11 protein-coding genes are annotated in these 18,493 nt (G+C 65.1%); 6 read left to right on the top strand and 5 right to left on the bottom strand.

The window, feature by feature from the left end:
• Positions 1-136: 136 nt before the first annotated feature.
• From VFE83_RS02095 to metK, 4 genes are all read right to left on the bottom strand, one after another.
• On the bottom strand, positions 137-3,157 hold the full coding sequence (locus tag VFE83_RS02095) for a type I restriction endonuclease subunit R (RefSeq protein WP_324903215.1): 3,021 nt from the start codon (positions 3,155-3,157) through the stop codon (positions 137-139).
• On the bottom strand, positions 3,154-4,413 hold the full coding sequence (locus VFE83_RS02090; RefSeq protein WP_324903214.1) for a restriction endonuclease subunit S: 1,260 nt from the start codon (positions 4,411-4,413) through the stop codon (positions 3,154-3,156). Before VFE83_RS02090 ends, VFE83_RS02095 begins: the two co-directional genes overlap by 4 nt.
• Positions 4,410-5,975: a type I restriction-modification system subunit M gene (locus tag VFE83_RS02085; RefSeq protein ID WP_324903213.1), complete on the bottom strand. Its 1,566-nt coding sequence runs from the start codon at positions 5,973-5,975 to the stop codon at positions 4,410-4,412. Before VFE83_RS02085 ends, VFE83_RS02090 begins: the two co-directional genes overlap by 4 nt.
• A 258-nt stretch (positions 5,976-6,233) precedes the next feature.
• On the bottom strand, positions 6,234-7,454 hold the full coding sequence (metK, locus tag VFE83_RS02080; RefSeq protein ID WP_324903212.1) for a methionine adenosyltransferase: 1,221 nt from the start codon (positions 7,452-7,454) through the stop codon (positions 6,234-6,236).
• A 231-nt stretch (positions 7,455-7,685) separates the two neighbouring features.
• On the opposite strand from metK, the gene VFE83_RS02075 reads away from it, so the two are divergent.
• From VFE83_RS02075 to VFE83_RS02055, 5 genes are all read left to right on the top strand, one after another.
• Positions 7,686-9,410, top strand: coding sequence for a lysophospholipid acyltransferase family protein (locus tag VFE83_RS02075; RefSeq protein WP_324903211.1), 1,725 nt, complete (start codon positions 7,686-7,688; stop codon positions 9,408-9,410).
• Positions 9,407-10,225, top strand: coding sequence for a UDP-2,3-diacylglucosamine diphosphatase (locus tag VFE83_RS02070; protein WP_324903210.1), 819 nt, complete (start codon positions 9,407-9,409; stop codon positions 10,223-10,225). The genes VFE83_RS02075 and VFE83_RS02070 overlap by 4 nt, the downstream gene beginning before the upstream one ends.
• A gap of 261 nt (positions 10,226-10,486) precedes the next feature.
• Positions 10,487-11,998 (top strand): xylulokinase, encoded by a 1,512-nt coding sequence (gene xylB / locus VFE83_RS02065; protein WP_324903209.1) that lies wholly within the window; start codon positions 10,487-10,489, stop codon positions 11,996-11,998.
• An 86-nt stretch (positions 11,999-12,084) separates the two neighbouring features.
• Complete coding sequence (xylA, locus tag VFE83_RS02060) at positions 12,085-13,416, top strand: xylose isomerase (RefSeq protein WP_324903208.1); 1,332 nt, start codon at positions 12,085-12,087, stop codon at positions 13,414-13,416.
• A 297-nt stretch (positions 13,417-13,713) separates the two neighbouring features.
• Positions 13,714-15,144, top strand: coding sequence for a sugar porter family MFS transporter (locus tag VFE83_RS02055; protein ID WP_324903207.1), 1,431 nt, complete (start codon positions 13,714-13,716; stop codon positions 15,142-15,144).
• Between the two features lie 17 nt (positions 15,145-15,161).
• On the opposite strand, the gene VFE83_RS02050 is transcribed toward VFE83_RS02055, so the two are convergent.
• Entirely contained in the window at positions 15,162-16,226 is a 1,065-nt protein-coding gene (locus tag VFE83_RS02050) for a LacI family DNA-binding transcriptional regulator (protein ID WP_324903206.1), read from the bottom strand.
• 295 nt (positions 16,227-16,521) lie between these two features.
• Between VFE83_RS02050 and VFE83_RS02045 the strand changes: the two genes are divergently transcribed.
• Positions 16,522-18,493 (top strand): alpha-glucuronidase family glycosyl hydrolase (locus VFE83_RS02045; protein WP_324903252.1); only part of this gene is annotated, 1,972 nt, incomplete at its 3' end.

The following is an 18,493-nucleotide window of genomic DNA, read 5'->3' as shown; positions in this document are numbered from 1 at the left end:
CGCCGGCGGTTCGGAAGCTTGTCATCCCGGTGAATACGGGAACCCATGCCCGTGCTTTCAAGGGGTGGGCCGGATCCAGGCCTGGAACGGCGGCACGTTCAGCATTTCCTCGATGGCATGGGTTCACCGCACAGTCTCACCCCAATCCGAAATACCTCTCGAAAAACGCTCCAAGCCTGTCCAGAACTACCTGCTTCTTCACTGCATGGTCGTTGTTCTTCGAGAAACGCGAGACCGGTGGCAGGATCCTGGTGATTGCCGTACCCCTGCTCGGGATCGCGCCATCGCGGAAGGCATTGTCCACGAATGCCTCGGTCTCCTCGGCGTTCAGGCCCTCCTCCGTGATGATCCGACCAAGCTCCTCGGCCTTTCGTCGGGTGACGAAGGCCAGCCATTCGACATCCACCGGCGCCTTCGGCGAAACGGAATCCACGAACTGATCGATAAGGTCCTTCTTGTTGCGTAGCGACGGACTGGAATTGATCGCGCGCTCGATGGCCGCGCGGATTTCCTTGTCCTGGCCGGTGCCCTTGACCTTGAGGTAGCGCTCGACCAGCATCAGGATGTAATCGACGTTGATCTCGACCTGCTTGATCAGCTCGATCTCGAACACCACGTCGTCGTTGATCGACTCTTTCTCGGCCTCGGACGCGCTGCGGAATTCGGCGTACAGGTTCAGGTACAGGCTCTGGTAGTCCTGGAAGTCGCGATCACTAAGGATCTCGTTGCCAGCAAAGTCATCGAAGGCCGTGAGGATGTTCCTCAGACGTAGGATCGAGCCGAACAGTTTGATGAATGCCTTCTGCGCCGCTTCGCCGGTGATCGCCTTGCCCAGCGGGAACAGCGACACCAGGTCGGCGATCCTCGATTGGTACTCGGCGTAGTAGTCCGCATAGGGCTTGAGCAGCACGATGCCACTGGCGTCCTTGTTGCCGAAGAGCGCCAGCGCGTCGTTGGTTGCCTGTTCCAGGTCGCGGAAGGAGACGATGTTGCCGTAGGTCTTGACCGAGTTGAGGATGCGGTTGGTGCGTGAGTAGGCCTGGATCAGCCCATGCGCGCGCAGGTTCTTGTCCACCCATAGCGTGTTCAGCGTGGTGGCGTCAAAGCCCGTCAGGAACATGTTGACCACGATCACGAGGTCAAGCTCCCGGTTTTTCAGGCGCTGCGACAGGTCCTTGTAGTAGTTCTGGAACTTGTCGGCGGAGGTGTCGTAACTGGTGCCAAACAGACCATTGTAATCCTGGATGGCCGCATCCAGGAAATCGCGCGAGCCTTGATCCAGCCCTTCGGTCTCGAACTCCTCCTCGCCCAGCAGTCCATCCGTCTCTTCCTCGTTAGCAGCAAAGCTGTAGATCAGGCCAACCTTCAGTCGCTGCGCGGACGGGAGGTTCTTCTGCTGGTCGACAAACTCCAGGTAAAAGCGCTTGGCCGCATCGATGGAAGCCGTGGCGAACAGGGAATTGAAGCCGGCCAGCCGCTTTCCACCAAGCCTGTAGCTGGCGCTGCGCTTGGTCTTCTGGTCGAAGTGCTCGCGGATGTAGCCGACGATCTGAGTTATCCGCTCCGGAGCAAGCAAGGCCCGTTCCGTATCGATGGCCGAGACCTGCTTGTCGCGCACGTTGGGCGCGGTCTTGATGGTATTGATGTAGTCGATGCGGAACGGCAGCACGTTCCTGTCGTTGATGGCATCGACAATGGTGTAGGTGTGCAGCTTGTCGCCGAAGGCCTGCTCGGTGGTGCGCAGGCGCGGGTTGCCGCCCGTGCCGGCGTTGTCGGCGAAGATCGGAGTGCCGGTAAAGCCGAACAGGTGGTAGCGCTTGAAATGCCGGGTGATCTCCGTGTGCATGTCGCCGAACTGGCTACGGTGGCATTCGTCGAAGATCACCACGACATGCGCGTCGTACACCGGGTGCTTCTTGTTCTTGGCTACGAAGCGGCTCAGCTTCTGGATGGTGGTGATGATGATGCGCGCGTTCGGGTCTTCCAACTGCCTCTGCAACACAGCCGTGGATGTATTGGAGTTGGCCGCGCCCTTCTCGAAGCGTTCGTACTCACGCATGGTCTGGTAGTCCAGATCCTTGCGATCCACCACGAACAGAACCTTATCGATCTCTTGCAGGCCGCGCGCCAGTTGCGCTGCCTTGAAGCTGGTCAGCGTCTTGCCGCTGCCGGTGGTGTGCCAGATATAGCCCCCCGCCGCCACGGTACCCAGTTGCCGGTGATTGGTGGCGGTGGCGATGCGTTGCAGGATGCGCTCGGCGGCGACGATCTGGTACGGGCGCATCACCAGCAGCTTGCGGTCCACATCGAACACGCAATACCGCGTGAGGATGTTCAGCAGCGTGTGCTTGGCGAAGAAGGTCCTGGTGAAGTCCGCTAGCTCAGTGATGGGCTGGTTCTTCGCATCTGCCCACCAGCTAGTGAAGGAATAGCTGTTGGACGTATGTTTGCGCTGGCGCTTTCCGCGAAGTTCCGCCAGATGTCCATCGCGTACGGTATTGCTGTAGTACTTGGTCAGCGTTCCGTTGCTGATGACGAACAATTGCACGTACTCGAACAGACCGGAGCCGGCCCAGAAACTGTCGCGCTGATAGCGGTCGATCTGGTTGAATGCCTCGCGGATGTCGACTCCCCGGCGCTTCAGCTCGATGTGCACCATCGGCAGGCCGTTGACCAGTATGGTCACGTCGTAGCAGTTGCTGCGCCTCCCATCCACCCCGTACTGGTTGATGACCTGCAGGCGGTTGTTGTGGATGCTGCGCTTGTCGATCAGGTAAATGTTCTTGCTGCTTCCGTCGTCACGCTTGAGTACCTGGACGTAGTCCTCCTGGATGCGCGCGGTCTTTTCGACGATGCCGTCGTTGGCGCCTGCGATCTTCTCGTTGAAGAAGGCTTTCCATTCGGCATCGCTGAAACTGATGCTGTTCAGCGCCTCCAACTGGCGGCGCAGGTTGGCGATCAGATCAACCTCTGAAGTGATGCGCAGGTACTCGTAAGCCTGCGCCTGCAAGCGCTCAATGAGGTCGCGTTCGAGCTCCGCCTCGGATTGGTAACGTTCCTCACGCACGTCGTCCGGACGGACGAATTCCGCGACGACGGTGCTTTCGCTGGAAAGCGCAATCGGCTCGTAGCGGGATGGCTTGAGGTTCTCGCTCATGCAGCTTCCTTGAAGGTGAGCAGACGGTTGCGGTAATGCTCGTATTGCTGGCGACGGGCCTTGATCTCGGCGGGCAGGCCGGAGGAGAGGTCGTTCACCAGTGTGTCGAATTTGTCGAGGATAGCGACGATGCGCTCTTGTTCTTCCAGCGGAGGAACAGGAACTTGCAATGCCTCCATCTCGGATTTCCGGATGGATGGAACAGCGCCGGAATCGTTTGCAAGCATGGTCAGGTCAATCGTCTGCATCCAGAAGAAGAGAAACCGCGGATTGAGCTTATCGCTTGGAATTAAACCCATCACGTTATTGTCGTAGGCTGATGGAATTGAAAGCAGGCGCTTCTTGTTTGTTGCAACGGCAGCGCCAATCTTCGGAAAGATGACCGTTCCCGCAGGAGCAGGTGTGACGCCGAGCTTTCGCGCCGTGGCATCGTCAATGAAGTTGTTGGCTGACGTCATCACCGTTTCATTGCCGACAAGGTTCATGTCGCTGACTTTGTAGAACGGGTATGCGCCTTCAGCCTGGCCTTGGTAGGCATTCGGGAAACCCCAACCGCTGCGAACCTCTGCAACCTCGGCCATGGCCATTAGTCTCACGCTGATCTGAGTTGGCGTCGCGCACTCGCCGAATGTCAAAAGCGCGTCGCGGTAGTATTCGTACTGCCGCCGACGCGCCTCCAACTCCGCCTCCAACTCCGCCTCCAACTCCGCCTCAAACTCCGTGAATGCGTCAAGTACTTTCACGATATCGCGTTGCACTTCCAGCGGCGGAACAGGAACGCGGTAGCTCCGTATCATTTGAAGGTTCAAACCTCCGCGGCCGCCATCACCAGCCGATACGCTGCGAAGTTGCTGGTACTGCGTAGATAGGAAGTGGTAGAGGAAGTCGCTATCTACGGTTGCAGTGTTGATGATGATCGAGCACAACGATTGATTGGTGCAAAGAGAAATACGAGTTCTGGCTACCATGCCTCTCGTCTTGCCTTGTCCTGCCAATGCGATGACAACGGCATTAGCGGGAACCATCTTCGTGCTGCACGAATCGAAGCCAGCTTGGGTAATCTTTTTGTCGGTGTCGTAAACGATTCCCTTGTTGACCTCACCGGAACTCATCCAAGGAATGGTCCCGTTCTCCCAATAGGAGGAAACGCCAGATGCAGGCGTAGCGCCGGAGTAGCAGTCCGCTATCTCGCCAATGGCCTTGAACGTTACTCCATCAGGGCAGTGCTCGCTGATGAGATCGTCAATCCGGCTCATGCCGCTTCGCCTTCCAGATCAGCCACGATCGCATCGATCTGCGCCCGCAGTTTCGCCTGGCGCGCCACGATGCCCGCGATCTGCGCATTGAGTGCGCGAATATCCACCGTTTCGCTGTCGTTCGCCTGCTCGACATAGGACGACACCGCGATGTTGTAGCGGTTGGCCGCGATGTCGGCGTTCGGGACCAGCTTCGCAAAGTGCGCTACGTCCTTGCGGGCCGTGAAGGCGTCAAGAATCTTGCGCTGGTTGGCCTCAAGCAGCTTGTTCTTGTTGCCGCTGCGCACGAACTCGGCACTGGCGTCGATGAACAGCGTGGCGTTGTCGCGCTTGGACTTCTTCAGCACGATGATGCAGGTGGCGATGGTGGTGCCGAAGAACAGGTCGGGCGGCAACTGGATGACGGCGTCGACGTAGTTGTTGTCGATCAGGTACTGGCGGATCTTCTGCTCCGCGCCGCCGCGGTACAGCACGCCCGGGAACTCGACGATGGCCGCCGTGCCGCTGGTCGCCAGCCAGCTCAGGATGTGCATGGTGAAGGCGAGGTCCGCCTTGCTTTCCGGCGCGAGGACACCGGCAGGTGCAAAACGCGGGTCGTTGATCAGCAGCGGATTGCTCTTGCCCGCCCAGCGGATGGAATACGGCGGATTGGAAACGATGGCCTCGAAGGGCTCGTCGTCCCAGTGCGCCGGGTCCGTGAGTGTGTCCCCGTGCGCGATGTCGAACTTCTCGTAGTTCACGTCGTGCAGGAACATGTTGATGCGGCACAGGTTGTACGTGGTCAGGTTGATTTCCTGCCCGTAGAAGCCCTGTCGAACCTTGTCCTGTCCTAGCACCTTGGCGAACTTGAGCAGCAGCGAGCCCGAGCCGCAGGCCGGGTCGTAGACCTTGTTGACTTCGGTCTTGCCGACGACGGTGATGCGCGCCAGCAGTTCGGAGACTTCCTGCGGAGTGTAGAACTCGCCGCCGGATTTGCCGGCAGTCGAGGCGTACATTTGCATCAGGTATTCGTAGGCGTCGCCGAACAGGTCGATGGTGTTGCCGTTGTGGCTCAACGGCAGGTCGCCGATGGCGTCGAGCAGCTTGACCAGCTTCTCGTTGCGCCTGGCGACGGTGGGACCGAGCTTGCTGCTGTTGACGTCCAGGTCGTCGAACAGGCCCTTGAAATCGTCCTCGCTGTCCATACCGATGGCCGACCCTTCGATGTCCTTGAACACGCGGGACAGGGTTTCGTTGAGGTTGGCGTCGTGTCGCGCCTGCTTGCGCACGTTGGCGAACAGGTGCGAGGGCAGGATGTAGAAGCCCTTTTCCTTCACCGTTTCGGCGCGGCCCTGCTCGGCGTCTGCGTCGGCCAATGTGGCGTAGTCGAAGTCCTTGTGGCCGGCCTTGCGCTCCTGCGTGTTCAGGTAGGCGGTGAGGTTCTCCGAGATGAAGCGGTAGAACAGCATGCCGAGCACGTAGCTCTTGAAGTCCCAGCCGTCCACGCTGCCGCGCAGGTCGTTGGCGATGCGCCAGATGGTCTTGTGCAGTTCTGCCCGTTCGGCTTCTTTGTTGTTGGTCACGTCCGAGCCTTCAATGAATCACGATCTTGAAAACGTTCGCCTGTGCCCTGGCTTCGCGCCGGGCCGCCGGTTGCCCGGCGGAGCCACGGGAGAGGCGATTCTGAGGATGGCGGTCGGCAGGATAACAGCGCAGCAGACGGCTCCGGCGTCGCGTGGTTGCCGAAAAGCAAACGGGCCGCGATGCGGCCCGTTGCCTCATCCAGGCCACCTGCGGCGGCCTGCTCCTCGTTCCCGCGAGCGGGAGAGGTGTGTGGTGACTTACTTGAGCTTGGCGTCCGCGCGCAGCGCGTCGGCCTTGTCGGTCTTCTCCCACGAGAAGGCAGTGGCGACCTGCTTCTTGCCGGCGCCGTCGACGTAGCTGACTTCCTTCGGCTTGCGGCCGAAGTGGCCGTACGCGGCCGTCTCCTGGTAGACCGGGTGGATCAGGTCGAGCATCTTCACGATGCCGTACGGACGCAGGTCGAAGTGCTTGCGGATCAGCTTCTCGATCTTGTCGTCGCTGATCTTGCCCGTGCCGAAGGTGGTCACCGAGATCGACGTCGGCTGGGCCACGCCGATGGCGTAGGACACCTGCACTTCGCACTTGTCGGCCAGGCCGGCGGCGACGATGTTCTTGGCGACGTAGCGCGCGGCGTAGGCGGCCGAACGGTCGACCTTCGACGGATCCTTGCCCGAGAACGCGCCGCCGCCGTGGCGGGCCATGCCGCCGTAGCTGTCGACGATGATCTTGCGGCCGGTCAGGCCGCAATCGCCCACCGGGCCGCCGATCACGAAGATGCCGGTCGGGTTGATGTGGATCTTGTTCTTCGGCAGCGACTCGAGCCACTTCTTCGGCAGCACCGGACGCAGGATGTGCTCGTACACGCCCTCGACCAGGTCCTTCTGCTTGACGCCCGGATCATGCTGCGTGGACAGCACGACGGCATCGAGGCCGGCGACGTTGTGGTTGGCGTCGTAGCGCAGGGTGACCTGCGACTTCGCGTCCGGACGCAGCCACGGCAGCGGCGAGTTCTTCTTCTTGCGGATCTTGGCCTGCTGCTCGACCAGGCGGTGCGAGTAGTAGATCGGGGCCGGCATGAATTCCGGCGCCTCGTTGCAGGCGTAGCCGAACATGAGGCCCTGGTCGCCAGCGCCCTGTTCCTCCGGCTTCTTGCGGTCCACGCCGGCGGCGATGTCGGGCGACTGCTTGCCCAGCATGTTGATGATGGCGCAGGTGTGGCCATCGAAGCCGACGTCGGAGTTGTCGTAGCCGATCTCGTTGATGACGCGACGGGCCAGCGATTCGATGTCCACCCACGCGGTCGTGGTGACTTCGCCGGCGACGATGGCGGCACCGGTCTTCACCATGGTCTCGCAGGCCACGCGGGCGCGCTTGTCCTGGGCCAGGATGGCGTCGAGGACGGCGTCCGAGATCTGGTCGGCGATCTTGTCCGGATGGCCTTCGGAGACGGATTCGGAGGTGAACAGGTAGCTGGACATCGAGGCTTTATCCTCGTATTCGGATGAAAGGATGGCCGCGCATGATACAGGCTTGGCGCGGTGGGCGCATTGTGCGTCATTCATGTGTTGCCGGTGAGTTAAGCCCGTGAGGCGGCCGCGCCAGGGTTCGAAGCCGTGTCACCGTTCTGACCCGAAACCGCCATGTCGTTGTCGCCGCGGCAGCGCATCGTGCCGCCAGGGACGCCCCGTCGGGGCGGTGCGCAGCGACGCATGCCGATCGAACGCCGCCTGCAAGAACGTTTTCCGCACTGGTTCCGGGGACGCCGTGCCAGCGTGGCCCGGCCGCTGTTGCGCACGATCGGCCGCTGGTCGCGCTTCGACCAGGTCGAGGCCTTCCTGCAGGCCAATGGGCATCTGCGCGACTTCGAATTCGTTGGCGCGGCGCTGGACCACCTGCAGGTGCGCTACGTCGCCGAGGCCGCGGAGCTGGCGCGCATTCCTGCATCCGGTCGGTTGCTGATCGTCGCCAACCATCCTTCCGGTGCGACCGATACGCTGGCCCTGCTCGATGCGGTGGGTCGCGTGCGCCGGGACGTCAAGATCGTCGCCAACGATCTGCTCTCCGCGCTGGAGCCGCTGTCGGGCCTGCTGCTGCCGGTGCGCATCCTGGGCGGCCGTCCGAACGCGCAGAGCCTGCAGGCCATCGAGGCGGCGCTGGCGCAGGAGCAGTGCGTGATCGTGTTTCCGGCCGGCGAAGTCGCGCGGCTCGGGCTTCGCGGCGTCACCGACGGGCGCTGGCGCCGCGGCTTCCTGCGCTTCGCGCGGGCCAGCGCCGCACCGGTGCTGCCGGTACGCATCGAAGCGCGCAACTCCGCGCTGTTCTACGGCGCCTCAGCCCTGTTCAAGCCGGCCGGCACCGCGCTCCTGGCGCGCGAGATGTTCGCGCGCCGCGCCCACCGCGTCGCGCTGCACATCGGCACGCCGCTGTCGCTGCCCGCCGACGGCAATCCGCAACTCCTGCTGCGCGAAGTGCGTCGCGAGCTGTTCTCGCTCGGCCGCCGCCGCCGCGAAAGCGATGCCGCGGCGGCCGCCCGGCCGCAACCGCTGATCGAACCGCTGGACGCGCAGGCCGTACGCGCCGGTGTCGAAGCCATGCCGCTGCTCGGGCGCACGTTCGACGGCAAGCAGATCCGCGCCGGTCGGCTTGCAGCCGGTTCGCCGCTGCTGCAGGAGATCGGCCGCCTGCGCGAGCTGACCTTCCGCGCGGTGGGCGAGGGCACCGGCCAGCGCGTCGACGTCGACCTGTACGACAGCTGGTACGAACACATCGTGCTTTGGGATGCCGAGGCGATGAAGATCGCCGGCGCCTACCGCATCGCGCGCGGCGCGGCCGTGCTGGCCGAACGCGGCCTGGCCGGTCTCTACACCGCGTCGCTGTTCCGTTACGCCGACGACGCGGTGATGCGCATCGCCCAGGGCATGGAGCTGGGACGCAGCTTCGTCGTGCCGGACTACTGGGGTTCGCGCAGCATCGATTACCTGTGGCAGGGCATCGGCGCCTATCTCTCGCGCCATCCGAACGTGCGCTACCTGTTCGGCCCGGTGTCGATCAGCGCGGCGCTGCCGCTGGAGGCGCGCGAGCAGATCGTCGCGTACTACCAGCGCTACTTCGGCAGCGGCGACATCCGCGCGGTGTCGAAGCAGCCGTTCGTGTACCGCGCCGCGCCGCCGACTTTCGATGCCGTCGATGCCGCCACGGCGTTCCGTGTGCTCAAGGCCAACCTCGACGCGCTCGGCGCCACGCTGCCGATGCTCTACAAGCAGTACACCGACCTGTGCGAGCCGGGCGGCGCGCGTTTTCTCGCCTTCGGCGTGGACCCGGCCTTCAGCGATGCGGTGGATGGGTTGATCGAGGTCGACCTGCACCTGCTGCGCCCGAAGAAGCGCGAGCGCTACCTCGGCCAGATTCCCCACACCGCGGAGGCCACCGGATGACGACGATGCCGACATCGCTTCCACCGCGCCGGCGCGCGGTGTTCGTGTCCGACGTCCATCTGGGTTCCAAGCATTGCCACGCGGCCGAACTGGCCGACTTCCTCACCGGCCTGCGCTGCGATCGCCTGTACCTGGTCGGCGACATCGTCGACCTGTGGTGGATGGCGCAGCGCCGCGCGCGCTGGGACGCGGCGCACAACCGTGTGGTCGAGGCACTGCATGCGCTGCGTCGCGCCGGCACCGAACTGGTCTATGTGCCCGGCAACCACGACCGCCCGATCCGCCGCTTCTGCGGCCTGGCCCTGCCGCGCATGAGCGTGCGCCGGCGCGCCATCCACGTCACGGCCGATGGCCGGCGCCTGCTGGTCACGCACGGCGACGACTACGACGGCGTCACCCACTTCGGCGGCCTGCAGGAACGCTTCGGCGACTGGCTGTACTACCGCATCCTGACCGGCAACCAGATCTACAACCGCCTGCGCCGGCACATGGGCCAGCGTTACTGGTCGCTGTCCGAATTCCTCAAGCGCCAGAGCGGCGCGGCCGAGCGGTACATCGCGCGGTTCGTCCATGCCGGTCTGGAGGACGCACGCCGGCGCGGACTGGACGGCATCGTCTGCGGCCACATCCACCGCGCCGCGTTGTTCGAGCACGATGGGCTGGTCTACGCCAACGACGGCGATTGGGTGGAGAGCCTCAGCGCGCTGGTCGAGGAACCAGACGGCACCCTCCGCCTGCTGACCCACACTGGCGAGACCCGGGCGCTGGTACCGCCGCGCCCGCCAATGCCCGTCGCATTGCCCGACGCTGCCTGACGGCATTCCGGGCGTGCCAGCTGCGCCGCGGCGTAGCGGCTCCATCTGTCGAGCCCGGTTGCGGCGGCCTCGTTCCGCATTCAGCCCCCAGTCGCGAGCGCCCGCCCTGCGGGCGTTTTTGCACCGCAGCAAAGGGTTTTCCGCACCGCTGGTACAGTGCGCCCAAACCGTTCGGGGAACCGGATCGAATCGAATGACAGTCCCGGTCATTTTTTTTTGCCAGAGAATTGTTAGCGCTAACTTTCCGTTGAGGTGGTGCGCATGAGCCTGTTCGTCGGCCTGGATGTCGGCACGCAGAGCGTTAAGCTGGTCGCGTACGATCCCGCGCGCCGCGAGGTGGTCGCCACGCACGGCGTCGCACTCGAACTGCTCAGCGGCGATGACGGCAGCCGCGAGCAGCACCCGCAGTGGTGGACCGATGCGATCCGCACGTGTTTCTCGCGCATGGAGCCCGCGCAACGCGCGCGCGTCGCGGCCATCGGGGTGTCCGGCCAGCAGCACGGCTTCGTGCCGGTGGATGCGGCCGGCAACGTGCTGGCGCCGGCCAAGTTGTGGTGCGACACCAGCACCCAGCGCGAATGCGACGAGATCATGTCGGCCGTCGGCGGCGCGGCGCGCTGCGTGGAAGTCGCCGGCAATCCGATCCTGGCCGGGTACACCGCCTCGAAGCTGCCGTGGACGCGCCGCCATCGCGGCGATGCCTACGCGAAGCTGGCGACGATCCTGCTGCCGCACGACTACGTGAACTTCTGGCTCACGGGCGAGCGCTACATGGAATACGGCGACGCGTCCGGCACGGGCTGGCTGGACGTGCGCACGCGCCAGTGGTCCGCACCGATGCTGGCCGCCACCGACGGCGATCGCGACCTGGCGCAGTGCCTGCCGTCGCTGGTGGAGGCCGATGCGAGCTTCCGGATCGCGCCGGCCATCGCCGACGAACTGGGCCTGCCGCACGACGTGCTGGTCTCCGCCGGCGGCGGCGACAACATGATGGCCGCCATCGGCACCGGCAACGTCGAGGCGGGGGTGTTGAGCATGAGCCTGGGCACCTCCGGCACGCTGTTCGCGTACGCGGATCACGCGGTGGTGGATGACGGCGCGCGCTGGGCCGCGTTCTGTTCGTCGACCGGCGGCTGGCTGCCGCTGATCTGCACGATGAACTGCACCGTCGCCACGGAAGCGGTCGCCAGGCTGTTCGGCTTCAGCAGCCGCGACGGCGACACGGTGATGGCCGGCACCACGCCGGGTGCGAGCGGACTGGTGATGCTGCCTTTCCTCAACGGCGAGCGCACGCCGGACCTGCCGAACGCGCGCGGTGGCCTGTTCGGCATGGATCCGGTCAACCTCACCCGCGCCAACGTGTATCGCGCCGCGATGGAAGGCGCGACCTACAGCCTGAAGAACGGCTACGACAGCCTGGTAGACGCCGGCCTGCGCTTCACTTCGATCCGCCTGACCGGCGGCGGCAGCCACAGCCTCGCCTGGCGCCAGATGGTGGCCGACATGTTCGATCTGCCCGTGGACGTGCCGCAGCAGGCCGAAGGCGCGGCGTTCGGCGCCGCGTTGCAGGCGCTGTGGGCCCACGGCCGTGCGAAGGGCGAGGGCGCGGACATCGCCGCGCTCGCGCGCGAACACGTCAGCGTGGATGCATCGCTCGCGGTGCAGCCCGACGCGGCCGCCGCGGACGCGTACCGCCAGCACTACCGCCGTTTCCTGCGCCACCTCGAAGCCGCACGGCAGCTGTACCCGAACCAGGAATCCACCGCCCACTGACGTCCCGGCGACGCCATGCACGTCGTGCATGACGAAGTCCCGGCCCTCCCTCCGCTCCACGATCCACACGAATCGAGCCACGCACCATGACCACACCCTTCATCGGCAACCGCGAGTACTTCCCCGGCATCGGCCGCATCCAGTTCGAGGGCCTGGGCTCCGACAATCCGCTGGCGTTCAAGCATTACGACGCCAACAGGAAGATTGGCGGCAAGACCATGGCCGAACACCTGAAGTTCGCCGTGTGTTATTGGCACACCTTCACCAACGCCGGCCACGATCCGTTCGGCCCGGGCACGCGCAAGTTCCCGTGGGAAGGCGCCACCCCGATGCAGACGGCCGAGAACAAGGCCGACGCGGCGTTCGAGTTCATCACCAAGCTTGGCGTGCCGTACTACTGCTTCCACGACGTCGACCTGGCGCCCGACGCCGAGGACATCGGCGAGTACGAGAAGAACCTCAGGCACATGGTCGCGATCGCCAAGGAGCGCCAGCAGGCCACCGGCGTCAAGCTGCTGTGGGGCACCGCCAACCTGTTCTCGCATCCGCGCTACATGAACGGCGCGTCGACCAACCCGGACTTCAACGTCGTCGCGCGCGCCGCGGTGCAGGTGAAGGCCGCGCTGGACGCCACTGTCGAACTGGGCGGCGAGCACTACGTGTTCTGGGGCGGCCGCGAAGGCTACGCCAGCCTGCACAACACCAACATGAAGCGCGAGCTTGAGCACTTCGCGCGCTTCCTGACCATGGCGCGCGACTACGGCCGCAGCATCGGCTTCAAGGGCTATTACCTGATCGAGCCCAAGCCGATGGAGCCGATGAAGCACCAGTACGACTTCGACAGCGCCACGGTTGCCGGCTTCCTGCAGCAGTACGGCCTGGACAAGGACTTCAAGCTCAACATCGAGGCCAACCACGCCACGCTGTCGGGTCACACCTTCGAGCACGACCTGCAAGTCGCGTCCGACCATGGCCTGCTGGGCAGCATCGATGCCAACCGCGGCAATGCGCAGAACGGCTGGGACACCGACCAGTTCCCGACCGACCTGTACGACACCGTGGGCGCGATGATGGTGGTGCTGCGCCAGGGCGGCATGGTGGGCGGCCTGAACTTCGACGCCAAGGCGCGCCGCGAGTCGACCGACATGGAAGATCTGTTCATCGCGCACATCGGCGGCATGGACGCGTTCGCACGCGGCCTGGAAGTCGCGCACGCACTGCTGAACGCCTCGCCGTGGGAGCAGTGGCGCGCCGAGCGCTACGCCAGCTTCGACAATGGCGCCGGTCGCGATTTCGAGCAGGGCAAGCTGGGCCTGGCCGACCTGCACGCACTGGCCCTGAAGAACGGCGAGCCCAGGCAGATCAGCGGCAAGCAGGAGAAGTACGAGAACCTGCTCAACCAGTACCTGCTGCGCTGAGCCGGCCTTTGCGGATTCGGGATCCCGGGATCTGTCTTTCCTCCCGGGTAAGGGTTAAAAAGCTGTCATTCCCGCGAAGGCGGGAGTCCAAGCGTCCGATGCGTCACCGCTGCGCAACAGCGTGCCGCGTGTGAAAGATGGATCCCCGCCTGCGCGGGGATGACAGCCCAGGCGGTACGGCTAAAGGCGGTGAGGTGCAGCGCGTGGGGGAAGCTCGCGCTCGTGCCGGTTGAACGTGGACGCGTGATGGTTCCACCTTCCCGAACCCAATCCGATTCCTTCAAACGAGATACGCGAATGAACAGCGCCACGCTCGAAGGTTCCAGATCCGCAAGCGCGGAGAACACCGGCTTCATCATCCTCGTGAGTTGCGTTGCCACCATCGGTGGCTTCCTGTTCGGCTTCGACAGTGGCGTGATCAACGGCACCGTCGACGGCCTGCAGCAGGCGTTCCAGTCGACCAAGGCCGGACTCGGCTTCGAGGTCGCGTCCATGCTGCTGGGTTGCGCGATCGGCGCGTTCTTTGCAGGTCGACTGGCCGACCGTTGGGGACGCCGCTCGGTGCTGATCATCTCGGCCGTCCTGTTCCTCGTGTCGGCACTCGGTTCGGGCGCGGCCAACAGCTCTGCGATGTTCGTCATCGCACGTGTGATCGGTGGCTTCGCCGTCGGTGCCGCCAGCGTCATGTCGCCGGCCTACATCGCCGAAGTCGCCTCCGCGCGCTATCGCGGGCGCCTGGCGACGGTGCAGCAGATCGCCATCATCGGTGGCCTGTTCTGCGCGTTCCTCAGCAACTTCCTGCTGGCCAGGACGGCCGGCGCCTCCACGCAGCCGTTGTGGCTGGGGTATGAGGCCTGGCGCTGGATGTTCTGGATGATGGCGTTCCCGTCGCTGCTGTTCCTGGTGCTGCTGCTGACCATTCCCGAAAGCCCGCGTTACCTGGTGGTCAAGCGCCGCAAGGAAGATGCGCGCCGCGTGCTGACCAAGCTGTACGGTGCGACCGAGGCGGAGACCAAGCTGGGCGAGATCGAAGCCTCGCTGTCGGCCGACCATCACCGCCCGCGCCTGTCGGACCTGGTCAACAAGGCCACCGGCAAGATCCGGCCGATCGTGTGGGTGGGCATCGGGCTGGCCACGTTCCAGCAGCTGGTCGGCATCAACGTCGTCTTCTACTACGGCGCCGTGCTGTGGCAGGCCGTCGGTTTCTCCGAACAGGACGCGCTGCTGATCAACGTGCTGTCCGGCGCGCTCAGCATCGGTGCGTGCCTGGTCACCGTGCTGCTGATCGACAAGGTGGGCCGCAAGCCGCTGCTGTGGATCGGCTCGGCCGGCATGGCGCTGACGCTGGCCGGCGTGGCCGGTGCGTTCGCCACCGGCAGCCTCGATGCGAATGGCCGTCTCGCGCTCTCGGACGGAATGGGCATGCTCGCGCTGGTGTCGGCGAACCTCTACGTCATCTTCTTCAACATGTCGTGGGGCCCGGTGATGTGGGTGATGCTGGGCGAGATGTTCCCCAACCAGATCCGCGGTTCGGGCCTGGCCGTTGCGGGTGCGGCGCAGTGGACATCCAACTTCGCGATCACCGTGACGTTCCCGATCCTGCTGGCGGGCATCGGCCTGGCCGCCACGTACAGCCTCTACCTCGCCGCTGCCGTCATCTCGGTGTTCTTCGTGCTGCGCTTCGTGCACGAGACCAAGGGCAAGGAACTCGAACAGATGGTGGGCTGAACCCGCAGGCGTCCGCGTCAGCCCGATGCGGACGCCGGCGGAGCCACCGAACCCCGCTTGACCAGCAGGTGCGCGACCACATGATCGACCACCAGACGTGTCTCGCTCTCCTTGCGCCGGATGCTGCGCAGGAGGATGTCGATGGCGGTGTCCGCCATCGAGGCGATGGGTTGGCGGATGGTGGTCAGTTCCGGCCACACCGTCGTTGCCGCGGACGTGTCGTCGAATCCCACCACCGACAGATCGCGCGGGACGTCCAGCCCGCGACGATGCGCGACCGAGATGGCCGCGGCGGCCATGTCGTCGTTGCTGGCGAAGATCGCGGTGGGTGGCTGGCGCCGGCCGAGCAGCTTCTCGGCTGCCTCCAGCCCCGAGCGGTAGGTGAAGTAACCCGGCTGCACCAGGCCCGCGTCGGCCGCGATGCCGGCATCGGCGAGCGCGGCCTGGAATCCCTCGAAACGCCGTGCGCTGGCGGTCTGGTTGGGATGGCCCTTGATGAAGCCGATGCGCGTGTGGCCCTGGGCGATCAGGTGCTCGGTGATCTCCCGTGCGGCGTGGAAGTCGTCGATGCGCACGTGCGAGATTTCGTCGCTGGAGCGGCCCGATGCCAGCGCCACCACCGACACGCCATCGCCGAGCAATTCGGAAATGATGGTCTTGGATTCGCACAGCGGCGGCGGCAGGATCACGCCCGCCACGCTTTTCGACAGCGCCCGCGCCGCGGCGCGTTCGGCCTTGGCGTCCAGGTTGTCCCAGGTATCGATGACCAGTTGTGCGGCGGTGCGCGCGGTACCGCGCAGCGCGCCCACCAGCAGCTCGCTGAGGTAGGCCGAGCTGGGGTTGGTGTAGATCAGTGCGATGCGGGTGCCAGAAGCGGCGGCGAGCGAGCGCGCCGCCAGGTTGGGCGTGTAGCCCAGTTCGTGTACCGCGCGCATGACGCGATCACGCGTGGCGTCGCGCACGTTGCTGTTGCCGTTGACCACGCGCGAGACCGTCATCGGCGACACGTTGGCGCGCGAGGCGACCTCGTGGATCGTGATCGCGCGGCCCTTGCGGCTGACCGATTTCTTCTCGTTCTTCATCGCTCGTTCCTTCGTTGGGCCGGCGCGTGCGAAGGCGCAAAGCTAGCGCGCGCGTCGCAGTTTCCGCATGAGGCCTTCATTGGCAAGACCGCTGATCTGGACTTCGAGGTGTTCGCATGTTACCGGTAACACAAATCGCCGGCGAATCCACATATCAAAGCACATGCCGGTGCGGTCGGAGGGGCCGATGACTGAAGTAGGCGGGATCGGACCCGCGGCGCGCCTGCGCCGCGGAAGCGAAGCGTTGTTACGGATCGGTGCTGCGGCGGCATTGCTGCTGGCGACCATCGTCGCGATGCGGCCGGCACGGGCCGAAGACGGGTACGACCTGTGGCTGCGCTACCGGCCGTTGCCGACGCAGCAGGCCACAGCCGTCCGCGCACATGCCAGCCAGCTGGTCGCGCCATCCGCCACGCCCACGCAGAAGGCGACGCGCGATGAACTGCAGCACGCATTGACCGGCCTGCTGGGCGCTGCACCGGCTGCGTCCGATACGGCGAGCGGTAGCGCGCTGATCGTCGGCACGCCGGCGTCGTCGCCAACCATCGCGGGCCTGCGCCTGAAGCTGAAGGATCTCGGTCGCGAGGGCTACCTGATCCGCAACGTCGTAGCCGACGGCAAGCCGGCCACGGTCATCGCCGCCAACGACGACATTGGCGCGCTGTACGGCGCGTTCCATTACCTGCGCCTGCTGCAGACCGGACAATCGCTCGATGCGCTGGACATCCGCGAGGCGCCGCGCACGCAGCTGCGCATGCTCAACCACTGGGACAACCTGGACCGTCACGTCGAGCGAGGCTACGCGGGCGAGTCGATCTGGGACTGGCACAAGCTGCCGGACTACGTGAGCCCACGCTACATCGACTACGCGCGCGCCAACGCCTCCATCGGCATCAACGCCACGGTGCTCAACAACGTCAACGCCAGTGCGCAGCAGCTGACGCCGATGTACATCGCCAAAGCGGCGGCGCTGGCGGACGTGTTCCGTCCGTACGGCATCCGCGTGTTCCTGAGCGCGCGCTTCTCCGCGCCGAGGGAAATCGGCGGACTGCCGACCGCCGATCCGCTGGATCCGCAGGTGCGCGACTGGTGGGCCGACAAGGCCGACGAGATCTATCGAGCCATTCCCGACTTCGGCGGCTTCCTGGTGAAGGCCAACTCCGAAGGCCAGCCCGGACCGCAGGACTACGGCCGCACGCATGCCGACGGCGCCAACATGATGGCCGACGCGGTGAAGCCGCACGGTGGCAAGGTCATCTGGCGCGCGTTCGTGTACTCGCACGAGACGCCGGACGATCGCGCCAAGCAGGCGTACACGGAGTTCGTCCCGCTGGACGGCAGGTTCCGCGACAACGTGATGGTGCAGGTGAAGAACGGCGCCATCGACTTCCAGCCGCGCGAGCCCTTCCACCCGCTGTTCGGCGCCATGCCCGACACGCGCCTGATGATGGAATTCCAGATCACCAAGGAGTACCTGGGCTTCGCCACCCACCAGGCCTACCTCGGCCCGATGTTCCAGGAAACGCTGCGCGCCGACACCCGCGCCGGTATCGGCACACATGCGCAAGCCCTCACCGTGACCCAGGCACTGCAGGGCGCGCAGAAGGGACGCGTCGGCGGCATCGCCGGCGTGGCGAATATCGGCAGCAGCCGTACCTGGTCCGGCTCGGTCTTCGACCAGGCCAACTGGTACGTGTTCGGACGCATGGCCTGGGATCCGATGCTGGACGCCGGCGCCGTGGCGCGCGAGTGGGCGGCGCAGACCTTCTCACCGGACAGGCAGGTGCTCGACCCGGTGGTCGCGATGATGATGGCTTCGCGCGAGGCAGTGGTCGACTACATGACGCCGCTCGGCCTGCACCACCTGATGGACACCGGCCACCACCATGGCCCGGGACCCTGGGTGGACAACCTGGAGCGTCCCGACTGGAATCCGGTGTACTACCACCGCGCCGGCCGCGACGGCATCGGCTTCGACCGCACGGCGCGCGGCAGCAATGCAGTCAGCCAGTACGCACCCGAAGTCGCGCGCCGCTTCTCCAACCCGGCCACCACGCCGCCCGAACTGCTGCTGTGGTTCCACCACCTGTCCTGGGACTACCGCATGCCCTCGCAGCGCACGCTGTGGGAAGAGCTGGTGGCGCACTACGACCGCGGCGTGCTCGAGGTCGGGCGCATGCAGGAACTTTGGGGCGGCCTGCGCGGGGTGGTGGATGCCCAGCGCTGGAACGACACGGCCCAGCGCCTGGCCCAGCAGCGCGTGGAAG

It is taken from the genome of Lysobacter sp. (genome assembly GCF_035655815.1).
Taxonomy (GTDB): domain Bacteria; phylum Pseudomonadota; class Gammaproteobacteria; order Xanthomonadales; family Xanthomonadaceae; genus Lysobacter_J.
Note: the sequence above shows the minus strand (reverse complement) of the source record. Positions and strands in the feature narration are given on the sequence as shown.